This is a genomic window from Pseudobacter sp., from assembly GCF_051955275.1.
Classification (GTDB): domain Bacteria; phylum Bacteroidota; class Bacteroidia; order Chitinophagales; family Chitinophagaceae; genus Pseudobacter.
In genome coordinates this window covers 26847-52112 of sequence record NZ_JBQCGW010000215.1, presented here as the reverse complement: position 1 = coordinate 52112, position 25266 = coordinate 26847, and the positions used below count along the sequence as shown (strand labels likewise).

Sequence of the window (25266 nt, the reverse complement as noted above, 5' to 3'; positions counted from 1 at the left end):
TGGAATTAGTTTTGAGTTAATGAAAACCCTGTTCCAGCAATAGGTTCAGGCTGTAATTCCTTCTTTCTTTTGGTAAAATGAGCATGGTAGGCTTGCTGGTGCTCAGGATGCAGAATATACAACCTGCTCAATGACTTCAAATCAGTACAGGCTTCAATCCTTTCCATGAAATCATCACTTTCAGCAATAGCAGGTATACCCTGATTACACCAGTCACTGATTTGTTTACCAGATTCAGGAGTAATGACAAATTCAGGTTTTCCCATGAACAAGCCTGTTCTGTCTTTGGAGGCTCTTGCCATATGCTGATCATTGGTGACTTCAAGGGCAATGGTCATTTCATACTCATACCCATCCCTGATTTCATCATCCAGACCAGCTTTCTCTACTTTAGTTTTGTTGCCTTCAGTAATGATATTATAGGCTTGTTTCTTTCTGCAGGTGGTGATTACATGACAGGGAGATTGTAGAATTGTATTAAGCCACTGCTGATACAAAGGAGTGGCTTTTGCCCAGTCCTGATACCTGCCTCCTAATGATCTCTGGTATTCCAGCAATCCCCCTTGTCCCTTCCAGACGTGGGTGATGGAATCTATGATGAGAACTTCCATTCCTGTTTCTTCAGCCATTCTAATGGCTTTAATGTATCTGCTGGGAGTAAAGGGAGGCAATAGGGAAATCACATTGAATGCTCCCAGATGGCTATACAGGGAACTGGAATTGTTTTCTGTATCAATGACACAGATTTTATTCCAGTCTCCTGTAATACCAAAGGCCAGTAACAAAGCTCCATAGGTCTTTCCAAAACCTGAAGGAGAAGAAAGATTAAGCCTGAGTTTTACCTGTTTTCTTACTGCCTTTTGTAAAATCATTTGATCAACTTTTTTAGTTAGAAAAAAAAGGCATGATGCTGTTAACACCATGCCTGTACTTGGTCAATAAGTTTTATTTCTAGGAAAATGTTTGATTGACTGCTGATTGCTGCTGAGTAACACTTTCCTGTGGGCAATATTCATAAGAATGCCCCAACACTAATATTTCTCCAGTTTCCTTTACTGTGTATTCATAGTGTTCGCTGGCTACTCTTTTTATTTGTCCAGGCATTTTCTGGCCAACCATAGATTGCGCAGTGAGCAGATCAAAAGTGGAAGGCATTGTACATTTCTTAGCAGTGAGATAAAACTTGCCAGTTTTCTGAGACTGGATCAATTCTGCATCACCTAATAATTCCAGCACTACAAATACTTTCCCCTCTTTAGTTGTCCTTTCAATAACTTTTGAAATAGTTACCATAATAATATTCCTTTAAAAATGATAAATAGGATTACAAATACCTGTGGAGTTACCCAGAGGCCCATTGTGAGGAGGGGTGAGTTGATATAACTAGCTTCAAAGAAATACAGCTATGCAGTACCTGCCTAAATTTTGGGAAGGAACTTTTTATCAGAATAAAAGAATGCTATTTATTTGATAATTGAAATATTCATTTCTTTTTTTATCAGAGAAAGGTTATCTATAATAACGAAGTGCAGGCTCACATATCTTTTCACATAAATTACTTTCTTCGACCCTTGATAAAATAGTACAATCCTACTATTGGCAAAATAATCATACATGCTTTCATAATTGGCAAGGTGACTGAATTATCCCTTTCATACAATTCTCCAAATTTATCCATCCCTATTTCATAATCAGAAGTAGAGAATATTTTTATATACAGGACAACAATTCCTGTTGTAAAAATCAATACTCCCAATAGCACTTGAATATTGGAGGGAGGCTTATTGTTTTCCATCTGTATTATTGGGTTTACTGCTCTTCTTAAAGTAAGAGTTATAAAGAATGATCAAAAAGATTAGACCTAGAAAAACATAAAGCAATCTCATTCCACCTTGTGAGGTTTCCTGCATGAGTTGAATTACTGCAATAATTACTACAATAGAAAAAATTATTCCTAATGCTTGTTTCATAGTTTTTGTCTTAAAAGAGGTGCTTTGAATAATATTTAAGGATTAAGCTGATAGATCAAGAAGTCATTAGGGTTGGAAGTCTGATTAGCTACCTGACCATTTACATAGATTTTCATGGAAAACTTATCTGGTGCCTGAAAGTTGTTTATTCCAAGCAACTGCACTCTTAGTTGCTTATTGGCAACGACACCCATATCCTTTGTATACTGAGCTTCAAATTTCCAAGGAGTTTTTATGTACTTGCTTTTATCTATGGGCTCACCATGAACCTGAGCATTTCCTGTTTCATCTATGAATTGTACAGCTATGCTTGTTTGGGGATTGGTACTGGTTACCTCATACTTTACTGCCCAGTAATTGACTTGATTATTTTCTAATTTTTTCTTGCAGGAAAACAAGAAAATGGAGAATAACAGTAGTCCTAATGCTCTTTTTTTCATGTATTTGATGTTTTATGTAGGTATTTGCTAAAATAAGGAGAATTATCCCTATGCCAAAATAAGGAGAATTAATCCTTTTGCTACGTGAGAAAACGTACCAAAAAGGGATATTACAGGAATGATGATTTTCTGGTCAAACTGGGCCAGAAAGTAAGAGATTTACGCACCCAAAAAGGACTTACACAGGTAGAATTAGCTTTTAAATGTAATGATGTAGACTATTCTCAGATAAATAGAATTGAGCTTGGGAAGGTCAATTTTTCTGTCTCCTTTCTTGCCCTCCTGGCTGATGCACTGGAAGTAAATGTAACTGATCTTCTTAAATTATAACAATGGCAAAGCCCTATTAAAGACTTTGCCATTTTGCCAGTTTGACACTGGTTATTAATTAGGCTATTTTTTGGTACACCCCAAAGGATGGCTTATGATAAGCCCCCTCCTTTACAAGCCTTTCAAGTTGCCTATCTACACTTCTTTCAGATAATCCAAGTGATTTTCCAATAGTAATGGCTTCTTCTCTTTTGAAAGATTCTGGAATTTGCTGAGTGAATTTATCATTACTTTTCCTGAATTGATTTACACCTGATCCAGGAATGCCTTCCAACATTACTAAAGAGTGTTGGAGGTAAGTCTTAGCTAATGTCATAGAAGTATCAAAATCCTGTTCAGAACATACCAGCTCACCTTCTGAAGTTTTTTCATTTTCAAAGTTTCTAATTCCAGTCAAGATCATTGCTAATCTAAATTGAATTATTGCCATTCTTGTAATGAGTGATTTAGCATCCTCTCCATAGTCTGCCACTAAGGTTTCCAATGCCTGTTTGTAGAATTTGTTTAATGAATCCCACTGATCCTCACTTAAGGAAAACTCTAGTTGGGTGTTTTCATAAAACTTATTTATCTGTTCTACATCCTTTGCCTTTTTTTGGAAATACCCTATTGAATTATTACAGTCTTTGCAAGGAGTATTGTCTTTCCAAGTTATTTCAGGAGAATAAGCATAGAAGATATTTCTGCTAAAAAGTCCATTTTCTACTGAAGGAATTAATCTTCTTACTTGCTCTGGTGTTCCAGAAAGTAACATAGAAACACATGGGTTTGCTATCCTTATATATTCATTATTTAATTTCCTTGCTAATTCAATGGTTTCATGATGGAATCCCTGTCTTAGTTTGTCACTAAAATTCCCCCAATCCTGATTCATTGAATTACTAAGAGTATCAGCTTCTGAAGCATAAATGATGCCTCTGCCTCCATTATCACTTAATTGCTTTACAATCATTGCTGAACTAATATCAGCAGGAATAAACAACATTTTTCTATTTCCTTTTTCATCTTTCTTGAGAAGATTTTCTTGTATATCTTCTCCCATTGTTCTAGCATAATTCATTACTCCTTTGCCACTTGCTGGTGGAGCAACAATTATTGAGAATAAATTTGGATGCAGGTAATTCATGCCATACATCCCCCTTAAGTTGGGTAAACAGCCACTAAATACTGTAATAGCTGAGGTCAAAAACACATCCCTTTCTCTTTTATCAGAGAACTTTGAACATGTTTCCTTTAATAACTCAGGCAACATATCATAAACTTGCTCAGGAATAAATGGAGTATCTCCTATTTTATTAAAATCCATTATGAAATATTTTTTAATTGTTATTAAATATTTCTACTTACATGGATTACTACATTTTATGAATGACAGTTGGCAAAATGGCAAACCGACAATTCTCATTTCAAATTCACTGTTTCTTTATGGAGATATTTCTAGCTATGAAGATTACTAAAAACTAAAAGGAGATTTCTTTTTTGTGGGGGTTACATCTGCTAGCAGGATGCAAAGGTAAATATTATTTTGAATCTAACAATTATTCTGTTTTACTAGAGAAAAGTCAGCTAGAATATTTACTCAGACTATCAGAAAATCAACTGATTAATGACATTGATAAAAGAAAAAGGATTGACCGTTAAGCCAATCCTTTTGAGTATTATTTAGTAGATGACAAGTTGTTTACTACCACCAGTTAGACACTACCCTTGATAGGGAACAGTGTATTCGTTTGTAAATTGAGTAAAAAGAGACTCAAACAACTCTAGTGAAGGTTTATCTCCTCCAGAATTAAATCGAATCACTCTTGCCCAATCAAAGTCCTGATGAGTTTCAAACTTAGCATTCACAAATACTCGAAAGCCCAATAAAAGTTGATGAATACTTTTCTGAGCAATAGGAGAGGATATTAATGCTGCTTCATAGCCTAAAATTACTAGATTAATATCTTCTACATTATTAACATTAAACATTCCATTTCGCTTTAAGATCGCAAAAAGGAAACTTATAAATTCCTTCTGTTGCTCTATCATTTACTCGATTTTTTTTGCATTTTTAAGGAGATCTGCTCCTTCGATAACTCGTCCATTAATATATCCTCCAATCTCCTTTAAGTAATCTTGTTTGGATATGCCTTGTGGATGGTAGTTATCAAAGATCATTATTTCATTACCGATTTTTGCCTCAACAAACCTATGCATCCCATTATTTGCAAGCTGAACTTTTGATGTTCCTATTAAACCATTAGGGCCAATATTAATTTCATATTCTTGAATTTGCCCTCCTGCTAATTTTATGCCCTTTGCCATTCTTTTCTTGAACTCTTCAGCAAATTCCACACATTTTCCAAATTGAAATTGATATTTATATGGCATTCCACCTCCTAAGGAAGGAGACAAAGGTACTTGGGAACTAGTTTTTCCGAACCTGAAATTTGTAGATTTAGTAAGAAGATATCCACCTACAATATCCTCATAGGTATTTACATCTGTAGCTACTTCATATAAAAAATCTAACTTTTCATCATCTGAGGTTTCATAACTCCATTCTATGAAATTAATAAACCCACGAAGAGCATTCCCTACTATTTGGCTTCTTCCTTTCTTTGTAAAAAGCTTTGATCCTGACTCTAAACCTCCTAATAGTTGGTTGTAGCCACTTTTAATGGAATTTCCTGCAAACACTGTTGCTTTTCCTGTAGGCCAAAACCAACTTGTTCCTTCATAAGAATCCTTTTTTAACTTTAAGGGTCCCAGATTAAGCCCAGCAGCTTGTTGATTTACAGGAGCAACTTGCTCTTTTTTAGGCTGTATCAACAGTGCATCACCTTTTCTTTTCAGCATTTCATTGGTACCCCCTAAATTATATTCACCTTCTAGGCCATCGATGTCAATGTTTGCAATAGGGCTATTTGAGGCAAACTGATAAGGAGTTAATTCTGGATAATCTGCAGTAATAGGGTCAACACTCAAAAACCTTCCCAACCTATTATCATACACTCTAAATCCATAATCCTGCTGCAACCCATCTCCACCCTTCACCTCATTATCATTCTCCTTCCCATTAAACCCATACCTATAAGCTTTATCCCCTGCACTCCTCATCAACGATCCAAAAGCATAATAATCCGTTCCACTCAACATCACCGGTTCATAATAATCTATCAAAGAGCCATTTGAAGATACGCCAAATTTCCTGTCTGTAATAGTCGTCAGCACATTCCCCAGGTGGTTACTCAACTCATACATCCTTTCTCCCCTCACCCCAACCGATCCTGTATCACCCGTCACACTCGCAGGGCCCGCATTTCCATTATCCACTGGCTGATCTAAACTAGTCACTCCCAGCCTGCTGCTTCCGTAAATATACCGCTCTGATTCAACTATTGCAAATCCCGGCAAAGGCTTCGCCACCTCGTCCTCTCCAGTATAAGTAGCCATCACATTCCCCTGTGCATCCCGCACATACCAGGTAATATTCTTTCTTCCACTCTTCTCTACCGATTTGCTGATCCTGTTACCAGACGCATCGTAGGTATACCGTATTTCACTGGCAGGCTGAGGTGAATTTTCTGCCTTACTGATACTGGTGATCTTACCATAAACGTTCCAACCGATATTCGTTATTTTCTCGGCCTTGTCTTTAATCAGATTGCCGATGCTGTCGTATATGTAGTTCTCAGGATCCGACTGATTATCGATATCAATAATCTTATCTGTCACGCCAGCACCATACCAGTTGGCAGGAACACTATCCCTCACATGCTTCAGTCTGTTCGTCCCCGGATAGTAGCTATACCGCAAACTGTCCATCCGCACAGTAGCTCCATTACCGTTTCCGTTGCGGAGATATTTCAGGATATTTCCATTACCATCGTAAGATACCCTCTCACGGAACTTGTCTATTTTTACGAGACTATTGTAATTATTGGCAGTCCGGTTGAATTTATTGAACACATCCATGCCTGTTATCCTGTTCAGCTGATCATACGTATAATTGAAGAGCAAAGTGGCGCTATCAGGATACGCAGCAGGGTTTTCAAACACCCGGTTGGTACTGACCATACTACTGATATTTCCATTGTACAATGGACGGAAATCGGTGTTCAGGTAGGCACTGTAACCAGGGAAAGATTTTAACGTATCTACGATCGCTTTATAATCATTTGCGAAATAGTTCAACGCAAATCCGTAAGCATCCCTTGCCACATACCTGTTGGCAGCCCCGGTCCTCGTATCTCCATCACCTCCCATATCATAGGCAGATAGGGCACCGGCGCTATTCACTCCCTTTAACCACCCTTGCAACGTATACGCATAATCAATTCCCTGCACATGCTGGGCGCCCAGTACCGTTCGCGCCAGCGGACCATGGAGATAATATTCATAACGGGCATCCCGCTCCCATACCTTTCCGTCAATACTGGTCTCAGTCAGGGTCAAACGATTCTCTCCATCATAAGAATAACGGTGGAAGAACTGGTCAGACCAACCTCTCTGATAGGCCACTCCATTAACCTTTCCGCTGATCAGATCATAATTGTAGAATATTTTCTTGAACCGGTTTCCATTCTGATTCATCAGATTATTCACCTCGGAATTTCCACAGGTACCGCATCCAAAATCCTGCAGCAATGTATCCACATTTCCATGGATATCGTATGTATAGAATGTCCCCTGATTATAATTGGCCGTATTCCAGCTATCCGTATAAGTGGTATAACTCACACGGTTTCGCAGATTTCGCTGCTTCACAATCTGCCTGTTATCCACCACTTCTGTAAATCCTGGGTAAGGAAGATCATACACAGTAGAGGTTATCTGCTCACGTCTCTGATTAAGCGCAGTCATCCAAATAGACAGCAGTTCCGGGTTACGACTTGTAGTATCATGCATAACACCGTTACTCAGCAAATTCCTTAGCTGCCCAACTTCCTTTATACGGCCAAGTGAATCATACTTGGTGTAACTGTAAAGCCGGTTTTCCTCATTGGAAGAAGCGTAACGCTGTTTTGCATTCTGAGAGACCACCAGCCTGCCCAATCTGTCGTACCAAAACCTGCTGGCGCCGCCATCAGGGCTCTTTTGTGATACCACCTGATTGAGCGCATTGTATCGGTAATCGGTCGGCAATTCATGGCCGGGAACCAGCTCCTGCTTGTTTGCACGTGCAATTTTTACATTATCAAGCCAGATGGAATCCCGTACCGGACGTACACCTGCGGGAGGGACCGTTTTTACGAGGTTACCCGCCTGATCATAATAATAGAGCGTGTAATGATATTCCTGCACCGAGCGACGAACAGTGAATTTTTCGAATTTATAGGCATTCAGGCACTTTGCCCTGTACGCGCTGTCGAAATTGCCTCTGAGACTATCTGCATAGTATCGATAGCGTGTTTGTGCATAACTATCAATAAAGAAAGTGCTGTCTGTACAATTATTGATCGGATCCACTGCCACTGCGGGATAACCGGGGGTAGCGCGGCCGCACAAGGTATAGAAGTAAGGCTCCGACATGGGCCGGTCGCCACATATGTTCAGGGAAGTTCCAGTCATGGCAAAATGAAGGGAATCGATCTGATCAAATGTGTAACTGGTTCCACGCTGCTGGTTGAAATAAGTTAAAAACGGAGTCTTACAATCTGCCGTTGCCTTTGGACAAAGGAAAGCTGGATCTACCAGGGCACGCCTTTGCTGGTCTTCAAAATCCTCACTGAAATATATCTGCCCTTTGCTGTTGTATACTTTTACATAATCCAGCGCCCCCTGCAAACTATTGAAATACAGATCCAGGCTTGATGCCGGCTGGAATCCGGTATTGGTCCTGGTCTGATCCAATTTCAATACATCATTCCAATACAACCTGATTCTTGTTGGAGTAATATTGAATTTGACCGTTACCCACTCCTGTACAAGCTGCGAGGGATTACTGTTCATATTAACAGTGCTTGCCAGGATATTCACCCGGGTTGCCGGATTTGAAGGATTGCGCGCTAATACTGAAGTCAGGTTGATGCCATTGAGAGTAGCACTTCCGGTACGTTTATCAAATTTGAACTGAACATTTCCGTCATCAAAATAGAATATTTCTTCATTGCCCCAGATATCCCTGAACACTTTCATCTTTACCTCGAGCGTATACTCCCGGTTTGCGCAGAATGCCGTAGAAGCGGATAAGCGGAAACCTTTCCATCCTGTGCCATAACTGATATTCTGCAACGTATCAGGATGCCTGAAAAGTCCGTTACCTACAATTAACTCTGCATTCCGGTTATTCGCATACTGGCTGTTTTCCCAAATAGTAGCAGGGTCATTGAAATGTTGCGTCAGGATCAGCCGGTTCGGGTTTTCATTGGCATTATACCTGCCCATTACATTCATCAATGAATCCCTGATCCCACATACATCCAGACTCCTCCCTGTTCTATGATAGTACAGAGAATCAATCTGCCGGAATGCATAACTGGTATTCCTTTGCTGGTTGAAATAATTCACGAAACTGGTCTGACAATCGGCCAATGCCGAACAAATAAAAGTGGGATCGAACCCTGCTGGCTTATTGGGATCGTTGAAGTCTTCATAATAAACAGGTTTCCCTTTGGAGTTGTGCACTTTCACCCAATCGAGGCTGCCTTTGTAAGAATTCACCATCCATTGGAAATGGTTTGTTAACGCCATCCCGTTGCGAGGGTTCCTTACTGCTCCTTTCTTTATATCATTGAAATAGAATCTTACACTGTCCGGTGCAAACGTAACCTTATAATTATTCCAATCGGTTATAGCAGCACCAACACCCGTCAGCAGGATCATTGGAGTGAAATTCACATCAGATGTACCATCAGTCAGTGTTACCAGCCTGATATAAAGGCCACCGGACTGCCTGCACACCACATACCTCCCAATACCAGGATGATCATAATAAAAGAGATCAGCAGTAGTGCCCCACACATCAGATACCGCTCTGAACCTGCCTTCAACTGAAAAATTCTGGTCGGTGCAAAGTAAAGTTCCTGCAGGCGCAGCAATCCTGTGATACGTATACTCGCTATTGGTGTTCTTTGCCTGAAACCTGGACTCCCACATGAATGCGCCATCCCTGAACGTGCGTTCCGGATCATTGGCCAGGGAGTCAGGAGCCGCCATACCAGGGGCAACAATTGACGGTACTGCTTTTGATGGATTCTCTGACTTATTGAATCGCTTCAGCGTATTCATCAATGAGTCCACTTCATAACAGGGATCCGGAAGCCTTCCGCATGTCTGTTTGTAAATTTCCTCTATTTGCTGGTAGTTGAAATTGCTATTCCCGTTCCTTTGATTGAAGAAGCTGACAAAATGCGTTTTACAATCCGTAACAGGAGCACAAAAAGGTGAAGGCGCAGGAATACTATAACCAGCCAGGGAGTTGAAATATTCAAAGTATTTCAATGAATCATTGTGATCATATAATTTGTACCAATCAATGGCCGCTTGACGGGAATAAAAAGAAGCCCCTATAATTTGAAAGTTCGGGATTGGCGTTACCGGGTTGCGTGATCCGGTATAGATCAGTTTACCATTGAAGTAAATATAAACATTGGAAATAGTGGTCTTGCATTTTACCGTACACCAGCCGTTAACTATTGTAGTATCAGGATCTGCAACAACATTTACAGGGAACGTAACACCCAGTTCCGGATTTGCAACCATGATTAACTTAAGCCCCTGAACCGTCAAGGAGAAAGTAGCACCAAAACTTCCTGCAATGCTGTAGAAAAGATCACCTTTCGGTTCAGGCTTAAGCAGTTTGAAACGAAACTCATAAGCGTAGCCTTGCGGAAAACAGAAAGGCTGAAAGTTGACTGCTGAAATGGCATCTCCATTGTAACTGCGGAGCGTACCTGCACGAACGGAATCAGGGAACATCATCATACCATCCTTCACCAGGTCAGCAGGATCAGTAAGTGTTACCCTTGAGCCATCAACGGAAGTATAACTCCGCTGGTACCTTACACCAAACGAAGTTTTCCGCACCTGGCGGTAAGCCAACAAAATCCTGTTCAATGAATCACACCCAAAAGACCTTGAACTTCCCTGACATTGCCTGGCAAATGCCAGGTAATCGGCCGCTGATTTGGCAAACCCGGTCTTATGGTTCATATAATTCTCATAGAGCCGGTTCCAGCTTTGTTGTACCGAATCTGAACGCACCGCGGGATCAGACGAAGGAAGCACATCCGGGAAACCGGCCCTGAAACACGAGTCGATCCTGTTGAATAATGAACAATCGATACAAACATCTCCGGTATTACATTGAAATACCGGTGGCAATAAGATATTTCCGGACAGATATGTACAGGAAGGAGAATTATTGCAGATACCGGTCAGGTAATCGGCAATGGAATCGGTAATGTCGGTTTTGTACACTTCACGCATGAAACGGCCGAAGGTTCCGTATTCGCTGCCCCTGTTAACGAACTGCTGCTGAAATTTCAATATCAGGTCGCATTCACAGTCCGCCGGCTTCTGAGCAAGTGGCTTGTCACTTGGAGCCACCTGCTGGTCATACGGAGCCGGGGCAGTGATCACATAGGCATTGCAGTTATTGTTCCTGATTCCCTTTTTTCTGTTATAAGCCGCTATCACTTCCTCGAAACTGCGATATGCGTAGATACTTGAAGGTTTTACCGTACTGGAACCAAACGGATGGTCGATATCCGCGCCTTGCTGACAAACAGCTACAAGTAAAGGCATCACATTCTGCCTGAGGTCAAGGGTATCATACAAAGCACAGGATGCAGACAAGGTCTTGATCCAGTAATTCACATAGGCAACACAATTGGAATCGTAATAATTTTTAGCTTTTTGCTCTGCACTGGCTTTATGATTATTGGCTGCAGTCATACCGGATACAGTTCTCGGCAAACCATTGTTGTCAAACAACTCGTCAAATACAAAATGCGAAGCGTAGCCGTTGTTACGCAGCTCTAAAGCAGAAGGAGCACTGGACCCGGTTCTCACCCATTGGAATATCTTTTGCTTTTTCCAGGAAAGGTAGGTTGCCCTGAATACCTGCCAGGCTATGTCACGGTCAGCGTCACAAATAGATAGACTATTGGCCAAGTGTAAGCCACTGGCATTTGCCTGAATGCAACTCTGCTGATTATCAGTACATAAAATACTAATAGCTGCAAGACCATATAAGGATGCATCCGGCCCAGGAGCCATATCCTGAAATCTTTCAATTATATCTTCTATCGCAAACCTGAACATGCGTCCGTTATAATTTGAAAACGGATCCCTGACCACATCCGGACCAGTTCCGGCAAAATAGCTGAACGGCGATATAGTAGCGCCAGTAGGATTCATATATCCCCTCTGCTTCGCCAGGGCATATGTGCTTATCGCTTCTGCATCACGGTCCCACTGATGACTGCTGTCCAGCAGGGAATATTTTTCTAACAGGCTATACTCCGGATGCTTCGGCAACAATGCTTCCGCCCAGGAAGACTGGAAATTCTCAATAAATTCATCAGGAGATAATTGTTGCGGTGAAACCATCTTACCCGTGGATTCCCGATACACAAGCGCTGGCATTCCTGAGGCATCTTTATAATTTGAAATCAACTGATACCTGGGAGTAGTTACAGAATCAATAAAGAAGATCGAATACTTATTATCATCCCTGTTGATATCTGCATACTGCCCCATCGGGGGAGTGAGATCAGCAAGCATGGCGCTGCGTATTGCATCCTTCTCCGTATTGTTACCACACAATGCGTTGCAGGCGTCTACCGCTTCTTTGTGCGCACGCATCGCCAAATCCTTTTGTGCAACAGTATCCGCAGCGGCAATATTGTATTTCTGCTTGTAATTGTTCCAATAAACCTGCCAGGTGCCAACACTCAGCAAACAACCATCACAGGCAGGAAGACAATTATTGCTAACCACCTGCTTATTCCGGTAGTTGTTGGCAAACAGCTCTTCCGTTTTGCAGTTATTCCGGCTCATGAATAAACTGTCGCGGTAATAATCCATGGCAGTCTTATTCACAGATAGCTTTTTAGTAATTTCATAGCTACCCTTTTTCAGCCACAGGTCAAATTTCACAATAAATTCCTGTGCAGGATTACAGGTAGTATCGATGTTCCCGAAACTGAAATTCCGGGTCAGCGAATAGAACGCCTGTTTGCCGGGTAACCTGCAGTTGTTGCAGTCACTGGTAATGATGATCTCCAGATCATATAAACAATCATAGCAGAACTGAGTGGAGCAGCCTGCCTGGATCGATTCAGGCGACAGCTTGTATTCAAAGCTATGCAGTACGCTATCCTCTTCCGTTACTTCAAGACCTTTCTTGCTTTCCATTATCAGGTCCCGGATCACTGCAGTGGAAGGATCAGCCAGGGTTTCGGTACGAGTGTCTCTTTTCATCGAAGACAATGTATCCATTCTGGCTCCTGCAGGCAGGGAGCCTGCAAGCGCCGTAGCAATGGTGCGTCCGCGCATATCGGTATAACTGATACTGGTTTGACCATTGGCATCGCGAACCACCACTTTCTGATAATGGGTAGCTAACCCCACTTCTGTACCGAATAAGGCATCCAGTTCCCGTTGATCAGGAGTTCCGTAAGAATAGTAAGTTTCATGTCCACTTCCCATTCTGAAATCTATTCCAACTCCACTCTGGCGGGTTATCCTTCCTGTATTGTCCTGAGCATATTCAACTTCCGAGAAAGGATAAAGCTCCGCATCAGGAACAAACCTGTATTTGAGATCACCTGAATTCAGGAAAGAATTCCGGGGTGAATAATATCTGGAAGCGCCGGAATCGCTTGACATTGGAATCGCCTGCGTTTCGCAATATTTTGCAGGATCGGGAAGTGTATCGAATAACCTCTTTTCATACTCCTCATTCCCCGTCGTCCGGTTGAGCCCACGGGCATACCTGATCACATTATTCAGCGTAGGCGCCGGCATTACCTGTATTACCGGCCTGCCCTGGAAATCGTAAAGGCTTTCAGCAACAATGGTTTTATCAGACACATTGTCTTTGGTAACGGTCTGCCTTGCCCGAAGACTACCATCGTAATACTGCATCACGGTTTTCCGCTTTCCATCTTCTGCAAATGAAGTGGAGCTCTGCCAGTTGAGTTGTTTTTCATGGCCATTGAATTCATAGGCGCCCAGTCCTCCCGGATACCCGGAGCTCCATTTGGCCTCTATCCTGCTCCCCTGCGCACCCAGAGCGGAAGCCCAGTGAACAGATCTCACCCTGAAAAACAATTTCCCTTTCCGGTCATAATATAGAGGAATTCGGTATGAAGTACCAGACACGGTTACCCTGCTGGCATTCCCTGCAAACAGCAATTTTGGATCAGGGGACGTCGGTATCCCATACATACTATCATTCAGTGCAACCAGATCCACATACGCCCACTCCAGGTCATATTCATCGGCGCCATCCATATGCCCCCAGGAAACCGGCAGCTCATCTTCCACACTAAATGTATTAGCCGTTACAGCTTTAACGGCATTGGTATCACAATCGAAACGATATGCCGGATGCGACTGCAGTTGATTCACCACTTTGCACAAAGCATAGGCATCCCAGGCAACGGACTTCGAAAGGCTGATCACTTTCACTTCCACCCGGAATGCATTGCTGAAGTAGAATGTCCTGCGTTGTTTATAACTACTGTCCTTGCTGTAATTCACAGTCAGATCAATATTTTGCGTACTGACCTGCAGCAGCGCATCCGTTTTTTTGATCTGCAATCTTGCAGTTACTGTAAAGCTGTCCTGGATCGGGATCAGCGCATCTTCATTCACTTCCAGTGAAACCATGTTTTCAACCCGGTAAGGCCTGATCAGGTTTGTATTGCCGGAGAAGAACTTGGCATCTTCCACCATCATCAGAGAATCCACTTTCAATTGTCCTGTACTGCCATTCAGGATTCTCACAACAGGTGGATCAACAGCTATAGTCACCGGTCCCATGAATGCCATGCAGATCAGCAGGCAAATCACGGGGAAAATGTATCTGGTATTTTTTATCGATAACATAAATCAACTTTAGGGATAGGTCTGTGATTTTATATCCGGCCTTACTGCTGGGCCATAGCACTTCTGGTTTCTTTAATGGTTTTGATACCACGCACCGTTTCTTTCTTCACCCTGATCAATGTGCCTTCATCATCATATTCATAAAATGAAGCATGATTATTTTCATCGAGCTCCGCCATCAGCCTGAGATTCACGGGATGATACACGAATGACTTCATATTGGCATTGACCGGATGGATCCGGAGGTCATCAAACCAGGTGGTGTAGCTTCCCGTAGCCTGCATACTGATGGTAACAGACACTGCATCGGCCGGGATCGTAAATACGGAATCGATGCGCTGCCAACCCTCTATGATACTTCCGGATGGCGTAAAATAGAAGCTGGTTACCACATTCGCCGCATTCTTCGCCAGCACAACCACCCTGCTGTTCTGATAATTGGTGCATTTGCAGTCCTGAGACTCTTTCACCCAAACACTTAATACCATTTGCTTTCCGGCCGTTGGAGAAAAAGCTGGCAATAAAAGATCCTTTCCTGCCCTGATCTCTTTCAACATTGTTCCCCCACAGGCGCCTGTCAATGGCAGGAAACTCAGTTTTGATGTGATGGTGTCTTTTGATTCGGATCCCAGGTAAGCAGTCATCCCTGCCTGTGCACCCGGCAGGATCTTCAGGCTTCTATTTCCGGAGTGAGCCTCAGCAGTATCCATCTGCGACTGGTAGGATCCGAAATCGAAATGCCTCACCGAAGGACAGGCTTCTCCACAATTGGTCAGGTTCATACCATAATCCTCGAAGCCGTCGAAGGCAGACTCCCTGTACTTACTGTTCTGAGTAACCGAAACAGGCAAAGTAAAATCATAGCCGTAGATACCTGAATTGAACCTGCCCAGCGGATCCCGATTCTCCAGTTCAAGTCCTTTTTTATTGAAGATGGTAGCTTCACTATTCCAAACCCATTTAACCGTATCAGTAGATGGTTTGAGTTGTCCCTGCTGGAATGTCCAGTAAGGACTGAAATTCCTGATCGCACCATTCTGCCTGATATTGGTGGAGATGGAAGGATCAGATTCCCTTCGGTCAGTGTACAGCGTGAGCGCTCTGTACGCCCTCCAGTTGCCCAGCACTCCGGTGAGATATGGGTTGAAGCTGGTATCGGCAACAATACTTTCACAGATCTTGCCGGTAACAGGATCGCATGGAGAGGACAGCGAGCTTGTGGCAGTTGCCGGAGCATTTGCCGATAACATATCATCTTCAGCTCTTAATGAGTAGGAGCCTGGACTACATGGGTACGGAGAGAAAATATTTTGCGCAGGTATGTCAGCCGGAGTCGAATTATCAGAAAACCTGTATACATAGATATTCATATATCCACCTGGAGCAGGATAAGAAGCTGCACATACCAGGCGTGCAGTTTCGCAAATTCCATTGATGCACTTACGCAAACCGGTGCTTTCATCACAATTCTCACAAGCAGGAGGTGCGCCGCATAATGTACCTCCGTAGCACGTAACACAATCTACGGCTTCCACACTATCCTTGAAGTTGCCATAGGTGGCGCTACACCTGGCAGTATCCGTATACCTGTAGATAGGCCTGCCGGTGATAGGCACGGGAGGATTACCACCACCTGAAGCGTTTGTACCTACACCGGAACTACCACCTTCACCTTGCGTATCCGCAACCGTCTGGCATCGAAGAAAGGTTTTCACCCACGGTACCGGGCACTCTTTGCAATTGATACCCAGCGAAACCCAATTGGCACTTCCGTAACTGCTACTGTTCCTATTGCTGTCTGCCATTTCAGCTCTACGCTCACCTGTATTACGGCCATTCACTGTAACGCACGCAAACCTTCCGGTAGGTATCCAGCGGGGCAGGCAATTCAATGATTCTTTTTGAGCAAACAGATCCTGTACTTTCCAGAACTGCCTGAACTCGGCAGCACTTACTCCCAGCACGCGGGAGTTATCATCTATCTGAAGCTTATAAGCACCTGTAGCAGGATCACGCCGTATCATACTATCCAGGCTCGTGGCAGTACCAACGGCTGAAAAAATGTTCCGGCTTCCTGAACGGACCACTTTCATCGAGATATCGAAGCCGGAATACGGTTTGCCTTTCCTGTCGATAAAATAAAGCGCACGCGTGCCGCCTTTGAGGTCACTGCTATCGATACACCAGATACGGTTATAATTCGGGAAACTGGCTATCTGCTCAGCACAGGTGGCACCTCCGGTCCTCTGTTTGCCTGCAATCATTATCTCATCCCCTCCCGTAAAGATTTTCAGTGCGCTGTCAGCGCCTGATACGATCCTCCCATCACGAATGGTTACATTTTCAACGTAAGCATCGATATTACGGTATGCCGGTCCTAAACCTTTGTATGCCCAATGAGACGGGTAAGTGAAATTATAGACATAATCCTCGAATTCATTTTGCGTCCGGGTCATCAGCACATCTCCTGTTTCACTATCGTAAAGCATGTCGGCAGTGGATACTCTGCTACCCTTTTCCACCGCTACCACACTATCCAGGATACCATAACGATTGATCACTTTAACAGTAGCGGCAGATCTGTACCTGTTTATCTCCCTTTGGTAAAAGTTCAGTGCTATCAGCAGGATCGCAGGTATGGTACCTGCTGAAAACATTTCTGAATTGGGTTCCAGGTTGATACTTTCGGAAATGGATTCCTGTTCGCGCAGATCCATCATCAATTCCACATCTTTTCCGATCACGGCCGCTGTATCGATAACCCCGTCAGGCCGGATAGCCATCACGGTATTCTTCAGTCTTTTTCCGCCAGCAGTATTTTCACTGCGATAGAAATATTCTGCATAAGATGTATAATTCTTGTGGTCGTTTTCCGGATAAGAAGCTTTGGATCGAAGCTTGCCATGCATGTCATTCAGCTCAACCTTGAATCCCTGAGAGAGCGTCAGATAATGATAAGCCATGATGCGCAGGAAATTGGACAAGGCAGGTCTGTACCTTTTAAAGGTGCCTGGATCGAAAACCGTTCTTTCTGTAAATACGGGAAAGTCTTTTGCAGTATAGAAAGAGGTTTCGTCAAAACCGTTAGCGGATTTCTTTTTGAGATGGTTGATGGTTCTTACACGTACCCGGCTATAACCAATGCCCGGAGAAGGGAAAAAAGATTCTCCGAGTGGCTCTTCTGTATATCCTCTGGAAGAGGGCAGTAAAACGGAAGGCTGATCAATATACTCGATTGGCATATGGAAGGGATTCTCTTCTGCCCCGATGGCGGGTTCATAAGAAGCAACACCACTGCTGTATGTAACCACTGATCCATTACTATTTTCATCTGTTGTATACGAATATTCCTGGCCATACTTAGCATCCCGCTGTCCCGTCATTTTATTCCAGTTGTCGAAAAGTGTGACGCGCTTTACGCGGTGTCCGCCTCCATATTTTTTCCGTTGAGGGCTCAGCAACCTTACGAAACTTTTTCTGATGTCCACCTGAGCCATCAATCCATTCTGACGAGCAACCGTTTCAAATTTATTCACTGCTTCAACAACGTTCATTACCAGCGATGAAACTACCGATATCGCCTCCCGCATATCAAGGTCATCGCCGGTTTCTGATCCCGGCCATGCCTTGGATGGAAGGTTTTGTTTCAGGAACTGTGTGGCTGCAATCATCATCGGACTATACTCCCCGCCCGCATTACCATCCAGGTGAAGACCTTGCAATTTCACCCAGATTATATTTCCGGCTGCCACTCCATAGCTGCCGGCTCCCTTTTCAAGCCTGGCATAACCAGGAATATATTCATGCGTCTGCCCATTATTGTAATTATCCTTAGGAACCCGCACAAAAACTTTAAAATAGATCTTTTCTATCCCTGACAGGTATTTATCATAAATATCTTTGGCCGTTCCACCGGAAGGCACTTTAATGAAAACATACCGGTAATCCTGTATTCCATAAAGAAAAGGAACGGCTGTATTGTAATTGGGGCTGCTGTTGAAACCGGCTATCTGGTACATTTGCATCGCTTGCCTGTTTTGCACATATCCATAATCGTCAGATTCATAGTCAATCTTAAGCATTCCTCCGGAAGGAAGATCGATGCTCTCGAGATTCCATGCTCCTGCATTTTGAGCAGCCAGCGCACTGTCCTGCAAAGCATAAGCGTATTCAGCATTCCGGACTGTATCTCCAGCAATTGAATTAGGATTTTGCGAAGGATGCTTGTAACTGCCCCACCTGTCAGAAGCCTGATTATTATATCTCGGATTATTGCTGTGATAGCGGAAGCGGTATGGATTACTTTGAGCACTGTCTCTTTTTACACCGTTGTACGTGAACCAGATTTTTTTGAGAGTAAGCTTTCCGGTATCGTTACCAAGAGCGCCACGGCATAATTCATAGCTGTAATCGAAATGTACCGTTTTCACCGGTTTTGCCTTTTTGCCATATTTATTAAAGTCCGCCTTACTGTACAGATGGATCTTCTCAAGCCTTTTGGCAGAACTGTCATATATCCGCTCTCCATTCTCTTTAACCGAAGGCATGTCTTTACGGCTGCTCAGCACAAAAGTGGCAATCATAGTTTTCGACTCAATGCTATGCAGATACCACAGTTCTTTCTCTCCGTATACATAGGTGCCCTTATCATCCCTGTAATCTGTGCGAAGCCCTTCGTTATACGCGGCACTGTCAGGGCCCGCAGGTGTTCTCCAGCGGAAGGGATTATAGTATCCGCATATTTTGGAGTAATTGAATTTTACCGCACTTCCCGGATCATCTTCAGTAATACCATTACCTGTCAGATCAGAATAGTCGTCAGACAAAATTCCCGTCAGCAAGAAGGAATGCGCATACGCAGGAATTTCTTCTTTTGAGAAATAGTTATCCTTTCCATTCCTGTTTTTTGTGGTGTTATCCGGGTTGTTACCTGAAGGAGTGAACTTCACCATTCCTTTCTGCATATTGCCCAAACCCTCCTTTGTGGAAAAGGTGACATCCTTTAGTTTCAGGTTGTAGACTGGTATTCCGTATATGTATCTTTTCCCATCGTTATTCAGGACCGAGATTTCGGACATATGGTGGGCTTTCCTGAAATCATTGATGCGCTTTTCTTTAACAATCAGGTTCTTTGCGGTATCTGCCGGATTTCTCACCCTCAAAGAATCGGTGGCTTTTGGGTAAAGCAGTTCACGCGGGATCTTGTGATAAACAGCGCCGGGGTATTGCCATTCCAGGTTAAGGCCACCATATTTTTTGTTATCGAACATGGCTGCTTCCACTTCATAAAACTGCCCTGCTTCCAGGTTGAGCGAACCATAAACATAGCCGGCATCGAAGTTGGTTACCTTCCAGTTATCGATCACATTTTTCCCATTCACATTCAGATAAAAGCCATCATCACTTTTTGCTCTGAAGGAATAGGAGCCTGTAACCGGTGCACGCATGCGCCCGGTCCAGCGGATTGACCAGCGTTCATCGTGCACCACTCCTGCCTGCTGATCTTTCGGGTAACCATTGGTAAGTTCCTGCCATAATTCATCCCTGCCATACCAGACCAGGGCAGGTGATCCGGTTAACAGTTTGTTGCCGAACAACTCCATCGTGAGTCCGGTGCCGAAGTCTTCCGGGTCATTATCCGGCGCTCCACAAATGGATGGGTCGAAAACATTGTAAGTATAATTATCAATGTATTTATTTAATCCAACTGCATCGGCTTCCCGTGCATTGAGATACGAGATCACCTGAACTCGTTTATCCCTGTTGCGTTTCAGCGTACTGTCTTTTTTTACAGGAATAGTACCAGGCAGCGCCTCTCCCTGTCTATACCTGATCAGGTTGGAAGCCGCCACTATATTGGGGTCCCTGCTGTTTCGCTGTTCCAGTTCCAGCGTTACCAGGTCATCGTCTCCTACTGCTGCATAATAGGCTTTGTCATTGATCGCTTTTTCACCCGGATTTCTGAAGTATGCTGCCTGAAACAATCCATCATTGTTCCTGAACCTTACAGAATCTGCCATCCGGTTATCCGCAAGCCAGGGACCGGTTCTGGTACTGGATGAGCTGGGGCCAACTTCAAATCCAAGGTGCGCAATATCCGGACCGGCGCCAACGTCGAGGCTGAACCTTTCAGATGAACTGCCGCTTCGCATCCGGTTATCATATACAAATCCGATCTCACTCCTGTAAGCTCTGAACATCCCTCCCGTGCCTTCACCCGAAATAGAAAATGCATCATAGCTGTAAGAAGGTACAGCTATGTGAGGATACGCAGGCTTTTCGCGGAAAGGCAATTCTTTCTCCCTGTTATAATCAAGTAATGAACTGCCATTAGGAGCAGCATGCTGGTAATTAAGATATCCGTAAGATGGAAGATAAGTGGTAGTATCAGCAGGTGCAACATATTGCCTGGACACGTATCCCGAAACTGCTATATTGCGATGAAGAATTTTCTCCTCCCAGCCTATCTTGGCGCTGAATGTGAATTGCCTGCTGGTAAAGGGTACGTTGATAGAAGGCATCACTGAAGGAGTGTAAAAAGATAAAAGGGTGCTCCCCCAGTCACCTCCGCTGAATCCCCTGTTATACCGCGTATTCCTGTTCTTGTTTTCAACATGCCTGGATTGACTGATTCCCGTTGAGAGCTGCAGGCTTCCCAAACCACTCCTGGAATTATAAGGCAGACTGATACTGGTGAAAGAGAAAGAGTTTTCCTTTTCTTTCAACTGCTGCACAAAGCCGGCAGATGGCGTAACGGATAAACCACTCATAGAACTGGAGGATAAAGATAAACCGCCACTCAAAGGGCCGAGTGCATTTTTTCCTGCATTGAGACCAATGCTGTGAGACACTTCAAGTCCCCACCCTTTGTAATTGTTATGAGTTACTCCCAGACCAAAATTAAGGCCACTTTTCTTTACATCCTCTGCGTCCTTTTTGCTCATTAACTTTTTGTCAATGGGAACTCCTGCCACCTCTTTGTCATATGCTACATTAACTCCGATTGTTTTATTCTCTTTAACGAATACAGTTTTTTTGACCGTATCACCTTTGAAATCATCCGGCAAGCCACGGAGATTTCTTGTAATGGTGCCAGGATTGATATTCCATCCAAGACCTACCCAGCTTGCTTCCTGATCCATTGTTATCCCTGCATTGTAGCCAAGAGCCAGAGGATAACCGCCTACATCCAGCAACGGTATCGTATAGCTGAAATCTCCGGAGAAAAGATCAACCATATTGGAATTACCAACACTGCTGAAAGCAGACATTTCAGGTTGAGTAGGCCCACCGGATAAAGTGTGATCAGTCAAATCTGTCAAATCACTCTTTACCGCAGGTTGTTTTGCAGCAGCGGAAACAGGAATTTTGTTTGATACCGGAGCAATCACTTCACGATGTATCTTTTTCAGAGGCCGGTTGGTAGCTATGCCACGCCCTTCAAATGCATATAAGGGTCTGTACCTGCCGGATTCAGCAGTAGCCAAAAACGGCGTCAAAATCAACTGAAGATAGATGGAGATATACAAAAGCCAGGCAATAGTCTTCTGATACCGGGATAGGGTCTGTACCATGGAAATCTATTTAAAAAAGAAGCTGTATTAGGGTTTGCGGTATTCGAATTTCAAATACCATTTCTCCTGCTTGATATTGATCAACTCAAGCAGGTATATATGTTTATCAATAACATTCACCGGCCCCAGATCGAAGTTGATCAGGTTCTGGCCGTACCTGACTTTCAAAGCAGGCTCATCAATGGTCACCGTTCTTCTGATGGCATTCGTGATATCGGTCAGCCTGATATTCACTGAAGAATCACTGTACTCATGATCATAACTGAACATCAGCTTCTCTGATGCGATGATATAAGAAGCATCATCTTCCCTGCGAAGCCGGGTGTGATATCCTTTTGACAGAAACCTGGTAGTATCCTGTCCATATTGTTTAACCCTGAAAGTCCAGATCTCACTATTGGCAACAGGAAGAATACCGTTCTTCGCCACCACCTGCCAGGCATATGTTTTGGAAGAATCCAGCTCCGGCATGGTAAGTGGGTATTGAAAAGAAGACAGGGGAATAGCGCCTTGCAAGGTGATCGGAATATTCTGCTGAATGGCATCCGATGGACTTTGCGTAGGAAAGACCTCCACCAGTTTCAGGTCAAAGCGCATATTATAGAATAACTGGAAGGGCGCTGGCGGCAGCCAGGTAAAGAAGGGTCTTGTACTTTCAGCAAAATCATCATTAGCCGGCATCACCAGCATTGGTGGGCTTAATGGTTCTATCTCGAATGTTTCGCAGGTTTCAGCCAGCACTTCTTCAGGCGCCCCCTTCTTACTACCGATAAGACTATAGCAGATATTGAAGATGCCCACCGGCAAAAAGCCATCCGGATTCGGATCAACAGGAATAAGAGAAGAACCTGAGCTGTAAACTACCGGCAGCACGTCTTTCACCTGAACCTGTATCCCACCTTCCGGCAATGTAAACAAACGTGTGGTGCCTGTCAATACCTGCTGATCACTGGCAATATCACGGATAATCACCTCCAGCCGCACATTCAGCGGCTCCCGGGTACCATTCATCAAGGCTAGATTCCATAATTGTGGCTTGATAGTCAGGCCCAGCGGAGGGACCTGTAACTGTATCACCACCTGGGAATAACCAGCGCACAATACAAACAGCATTGCTGTTAACAGGCAATAGAATTTAGTCATGAGCCAAATAAAAATTGGTCAGGTAATAAGTGAATGTGGGCTGTGAAACAGTAAAAAGAAGTACACAGGTTAACCTGCCAGTACCTGGCTCCGGCTAATCTTTATTGTACCAATGACGCATATTACAACAGAAGGAAACGAAAGGAATGAACATAACTTGAAGCGAAGAGAAGATAGCTCCTGCGCTGAAAGGTTCGGGGGTTTCAATATCAGGAATGATTACCTGAACTTTGTTGGTTTAATGGTCACTATTCAGATGCAAGAATAGTATAATTTCCCAATCAAAGAATCCATTGGGAAATAATTTTTTCAATATTAATGGTTTCTATGCATTTTCATGATTTACATCAAAGAGAGGATTTTATGCATGAAAACACTATATTAATACATAGATAGTCAGCAGGAGTTTCTGAATACTTAAAACTGCAATACAAACGCCGTCCCCTCTCCCTCTACACTCTGCACTGTTATATGCCCCCTGTGCAGCATCATGATCTGCTTACACAGGCTCAACCCAATCCCACTCCCACTCTTCTTCGTACTGAAGAAAGGAATAAAGATCTTCTCCAATACCTCCTCGCTCATACCAGTTCCATTATCAGACACCCGGATAACCGTCTTACGGTTAGAAGCTAAGTAAGCAGATAAAATGATATGCGGCTCACGCTGATCCTTAACCGCTTCCATGGCATTTACCACCAGGTTGATCAACACCTGCTCCACCAGATTGGTATCCGCATCCAGCATCAGGTCCGGATCCTTTAATATTATTTCAAGCTCAATCTTTTTGGCATTCAGCGTCGGTTGCATCAACTGGTGCATATTCTCGAACAGATCACGCACATATACTTTCCGCAAATTAGGTGCGGTGATCTTGTTCAGATTACGATAAGTCTCCGCAAATTTCAACAATCCCTCACTCCTTCTCTTGATCGTTTCGATCCCCACTTCCAGGTCATCCAGATCTCCGGAATTATTATCAAGCGATTTGCTCATCTCCTGCAACCTCCCTTTCAAAGTGGCTGCCAGCGAAGATATCGGAGCAATGGAGTTCATGATCTCATGCGTCATTACACTCAGCAGTTTCTGCCAGGCTTTGGATTCCGTTTCATCCAACGCCTCATTCACATTCTGAAAAGCAATGAGCTTGTATTTATCACCATCCGTTTGAAAAGCGGTTGCAGAGAGCAATATCTTAAAAGGAGATTTTTCCAGGTGCGCAGTGCCGATCTTGCTGTCGCCGGGTTTCAAAGCAACCACCTGGTGATACAGCTCTTCATCCCTGCGCTGCAGGCTGTGAATGGTTTTGAGATAAGGTAACTGCAGCATATTCTTCAATGCTTCATTCATCCACATCACTGTGCCATCTTCTTCTTTATACATCATTATCCCCGTGTCTATGAGCTCCAGGATCTTCTGCAGATACTGATACTGGGTTTCACGTTCCCTGCTGATATCTTTTATGGTGGTATTGATCTGGTTGAATCCTTGCCGCAATGGCTGCAGATCAACGGGGGCATGCTTCACATCAAAGTACCTGCTGAAATCGCGGTAATGCACAGACTCCACAAACTGTCCCAGTTCATCATGCGCTTTACGGTTGATCCTGTAAAAGTCCACCAGTTGGGCGATTACAATCGGTATCATCACCACCAGGTATACATAATATCCTTTGATGATGATCAGGCAGCTCACACTGATGGTCACAAACAGCGCCAGCACGCGTATGAAGATCCTCCACTCTGTTCTTTTGAAAAAGCTCAT

The 25266-nt window shown here is 43.5% G+C and carries 12 protein-coding genes; 1 reads left to right on the top strand and 11 read right to left on the bottom strand.

The annotated features are described in order from the left end of the window. Positions 1–5 precede the first annotated feature (5 nt). From ACTHMC_RS18490 to ACTHMC_RS18470, 5 genes are all read right to left on the bottom strand, one after another. Positions 6–923, bottom strand: coding sequence for an AAA family ATPase (locus ACTHMC_RS18490; RefSeq protein WP_440415313.1), 918 nt, complete (start codon positions 921–923; stop codon positions 6–8). A gap of 28 nt (positions 924–951) precedes the next feature. After that, positions 952–1293, bottom strand: coding sequence for a hypothetical protein (locus tag ACTHMC_RS18485; RefSeq protein ID WP_440415311.1), 342 nt, complete (start codon positions 1291–1293; stop codon positions 952–954). Positions 1294–1555: 262 nt separating this feature from the next. Then, positions 1556–1795 carry a hypothetical protein gene (locus tag ACTHMC_RS18480; RefSeq protein WP_440415310.1) on the bottom strand — a complete coding sequence of 80 codons (240 nt, stop codon included), beginning with the start codon at positions 1793–1795 and terminating at the stop codon, positions 1556–1558. Continuing rightward, entirely contained in the window at positions 1782–1970 is a 189-nt protein-coding gene (locus ACTHMC_RS18475) for a hypothetical protein (RefSeq protein ID WP_440415308.1), read from the bottom strand. Before ACTHMC_RS18475 ends, ACTHMC_RS18480 begins: the two co-directional genes overlap by 14 nt. Before the next feature lie 35 nt (positions 1971–2005). Further along, positions 2006–2410: a hypothetical protein gene (locus ACTHMC_RS18470; RefSeq protein ID WP_440415307.1), complete on the bottom strand. Its 405-nt coding sequence runs from the start codon at positions 2408–2410 to the stop codon at positions 2006–2008. A gap of 84 nt (positions 2411–2494) precedes the next feature. On the opposite strand from ACTHMC_RS18470, the gene ACTHMC_RS18465 reads away from it, so the two are divergent. Further along, on the top strand, positions 2495–2740 hold the full coding sequence (locus ACTHMC_RS18465; protein WP_440415305.1) for a helix-turn-helix domain-containing protein: 246 nt from the start codon (positions 2495–2497) through the stop codon (positions 2738–2740). A 58-nt stretch (positions 2741–2798) separates the two neighbouring features. Here ACTHMC_RS18465 and ACTHMC_RS18460 read toward each other — a convergent pair whose 3' ends face one another. The 6 genes from ACTHMC_RS18460 to ACTHMC_RS18435 form a co-directional block, all read right to left on the bottom strand. Further along, a complete protein-coding gene (locus ACTHMC_RS18460) occupies positions 2799–4046 on the bottom strand; it encodes a DUF3987 domain-containing protein (RefSeq protein WP_440415304.1) in 1248 nt (415 codons plus the stop codon). Positions 4047–4441: 395 nt separating this feature from the next. Beyond that, complete coding sequence (locus ACTHMC_RS18455) at positions 4442–4771, bottom strand: hypothetical protein (protein WP_440415302.1); 330 nt, start codon at positions 4769–4771, stop codon at positions 4442–4444. Further along, positions 4772–14785: an RHS repeat-associated core domain-containing protein gene (locus ACTHMC_RS18450; protein ID WP_440415300.1), complete on the bottom strand. Its 10014-nt coding sequence runs from the start codon at positions 14783–14785 to the stop codon at positions 4772–4774. 41 nt (positions 14786–14826) lie between these two features. After that, complete coding sequence (locus ACTHMC_RS18445) at positions 14827–22359, bottom strand: PA14 domain-containing protein (protein ID WP_440415298.1); 7533 nt, start codon at positions 22357–22359, stop codon at positions 14827–14829. 27 nt (positions 22360–22386) lie between these two features. After that, entirely contained in the window at positions 22387–23502 is a 1116-nt protein-coding gene (locus tag ACTHMC_RS18440; RefSeq protein ID WP_440415297.1) for a hypothetical protein, read from the bottom strand. Positions 23503–23919: 417 nt separating this feature from the next. Then, entirely contained in the window at positions 23920–25266 is a 1347-nt protein-coding gene (locus tag ACTHMC_RS18435) for a sensor histidine kinase (RefSeq protein ID WP_440415295.1), read from the bottom strand.

Coding starts and splice junctions, on each gene's coding strand:
- ACTHMC_RS18490 (WP_440415313.1), bottom strand. CDS start 923: ATGGTGTTAACAGCATCATGCCTTTTTTTTCTAACTAAAAAAGTTGAT.
- ACTHMC_RS18485 (WP_440415311.1), bottom strand. CDS start 1,293: ATGGTAACTATTTCAAAAGTTATTGAAAGGACAACTAAAGAGGGGAAA.
- ACTHMC_RS18480 (WP_440415310.1), bottom strand. CDS start 1,795: ATGGAAAACAATAAGCCTCCCTCCAATATTCAAGTGCTATTGGGAGTA.
- ACTHMC_RS18475 (WP_440415308.1), bottom strand. CDS start 1,970: ATGAAACAAGCATTAGGAATAATTTTTTCTATTGTAGTAATTATTGCA.
- ACTHMC_RS18470 (WP_440415307.1), bottom strand. CDS start 2,410: ATGAAAAAAAGAGCATTAGGACTACTGTTATTCTCCATTTTCTTGTTT.
- ACTHMC_RS18460 (WP_440415304.1), bottom strand. CDS start 4,046: ATGGATTTTAATAAAATAGGAGATACTCCATTTATTCCTGAGCAAGTT.
- ACTHMC_RS18455 (WP_440415302.1), bottom strand. CDS start 4,771: ATGATAGAGCAACAGAAGGAATTTATAAGTTTCCTTTTTGCGATCTTA.
- ACTHMC_RS18450 (WP_440415300.1), bottom strand. CDS start 14,785: ATGTTATCGATAAAAAATACCAGATACATTTTCCCCGTGATTTGCCTG.
- ACTHMC_RS18445 (WP_440415298.1), bottom strand. CDS start 22,359: ATGGTACAGACCCTATCCCGGTATCAGAAGACTATTGCCTGGCTTTTG.
- ACTHMC_RS18440 (WP_440415297.1), bottom strand. CDS start 23,502: ATGACTAAATTCTATTGCCTGTTAACAGCAATGCTGTTTGTATTGTGC.
- ACTHMC_RS18435 (WP_440415295.1), bottom strand. CDS start 25,266: ATGAGCTTTTTCAAAAGAACAGAGTGGAGGATCTTCATACGCGTGCTG.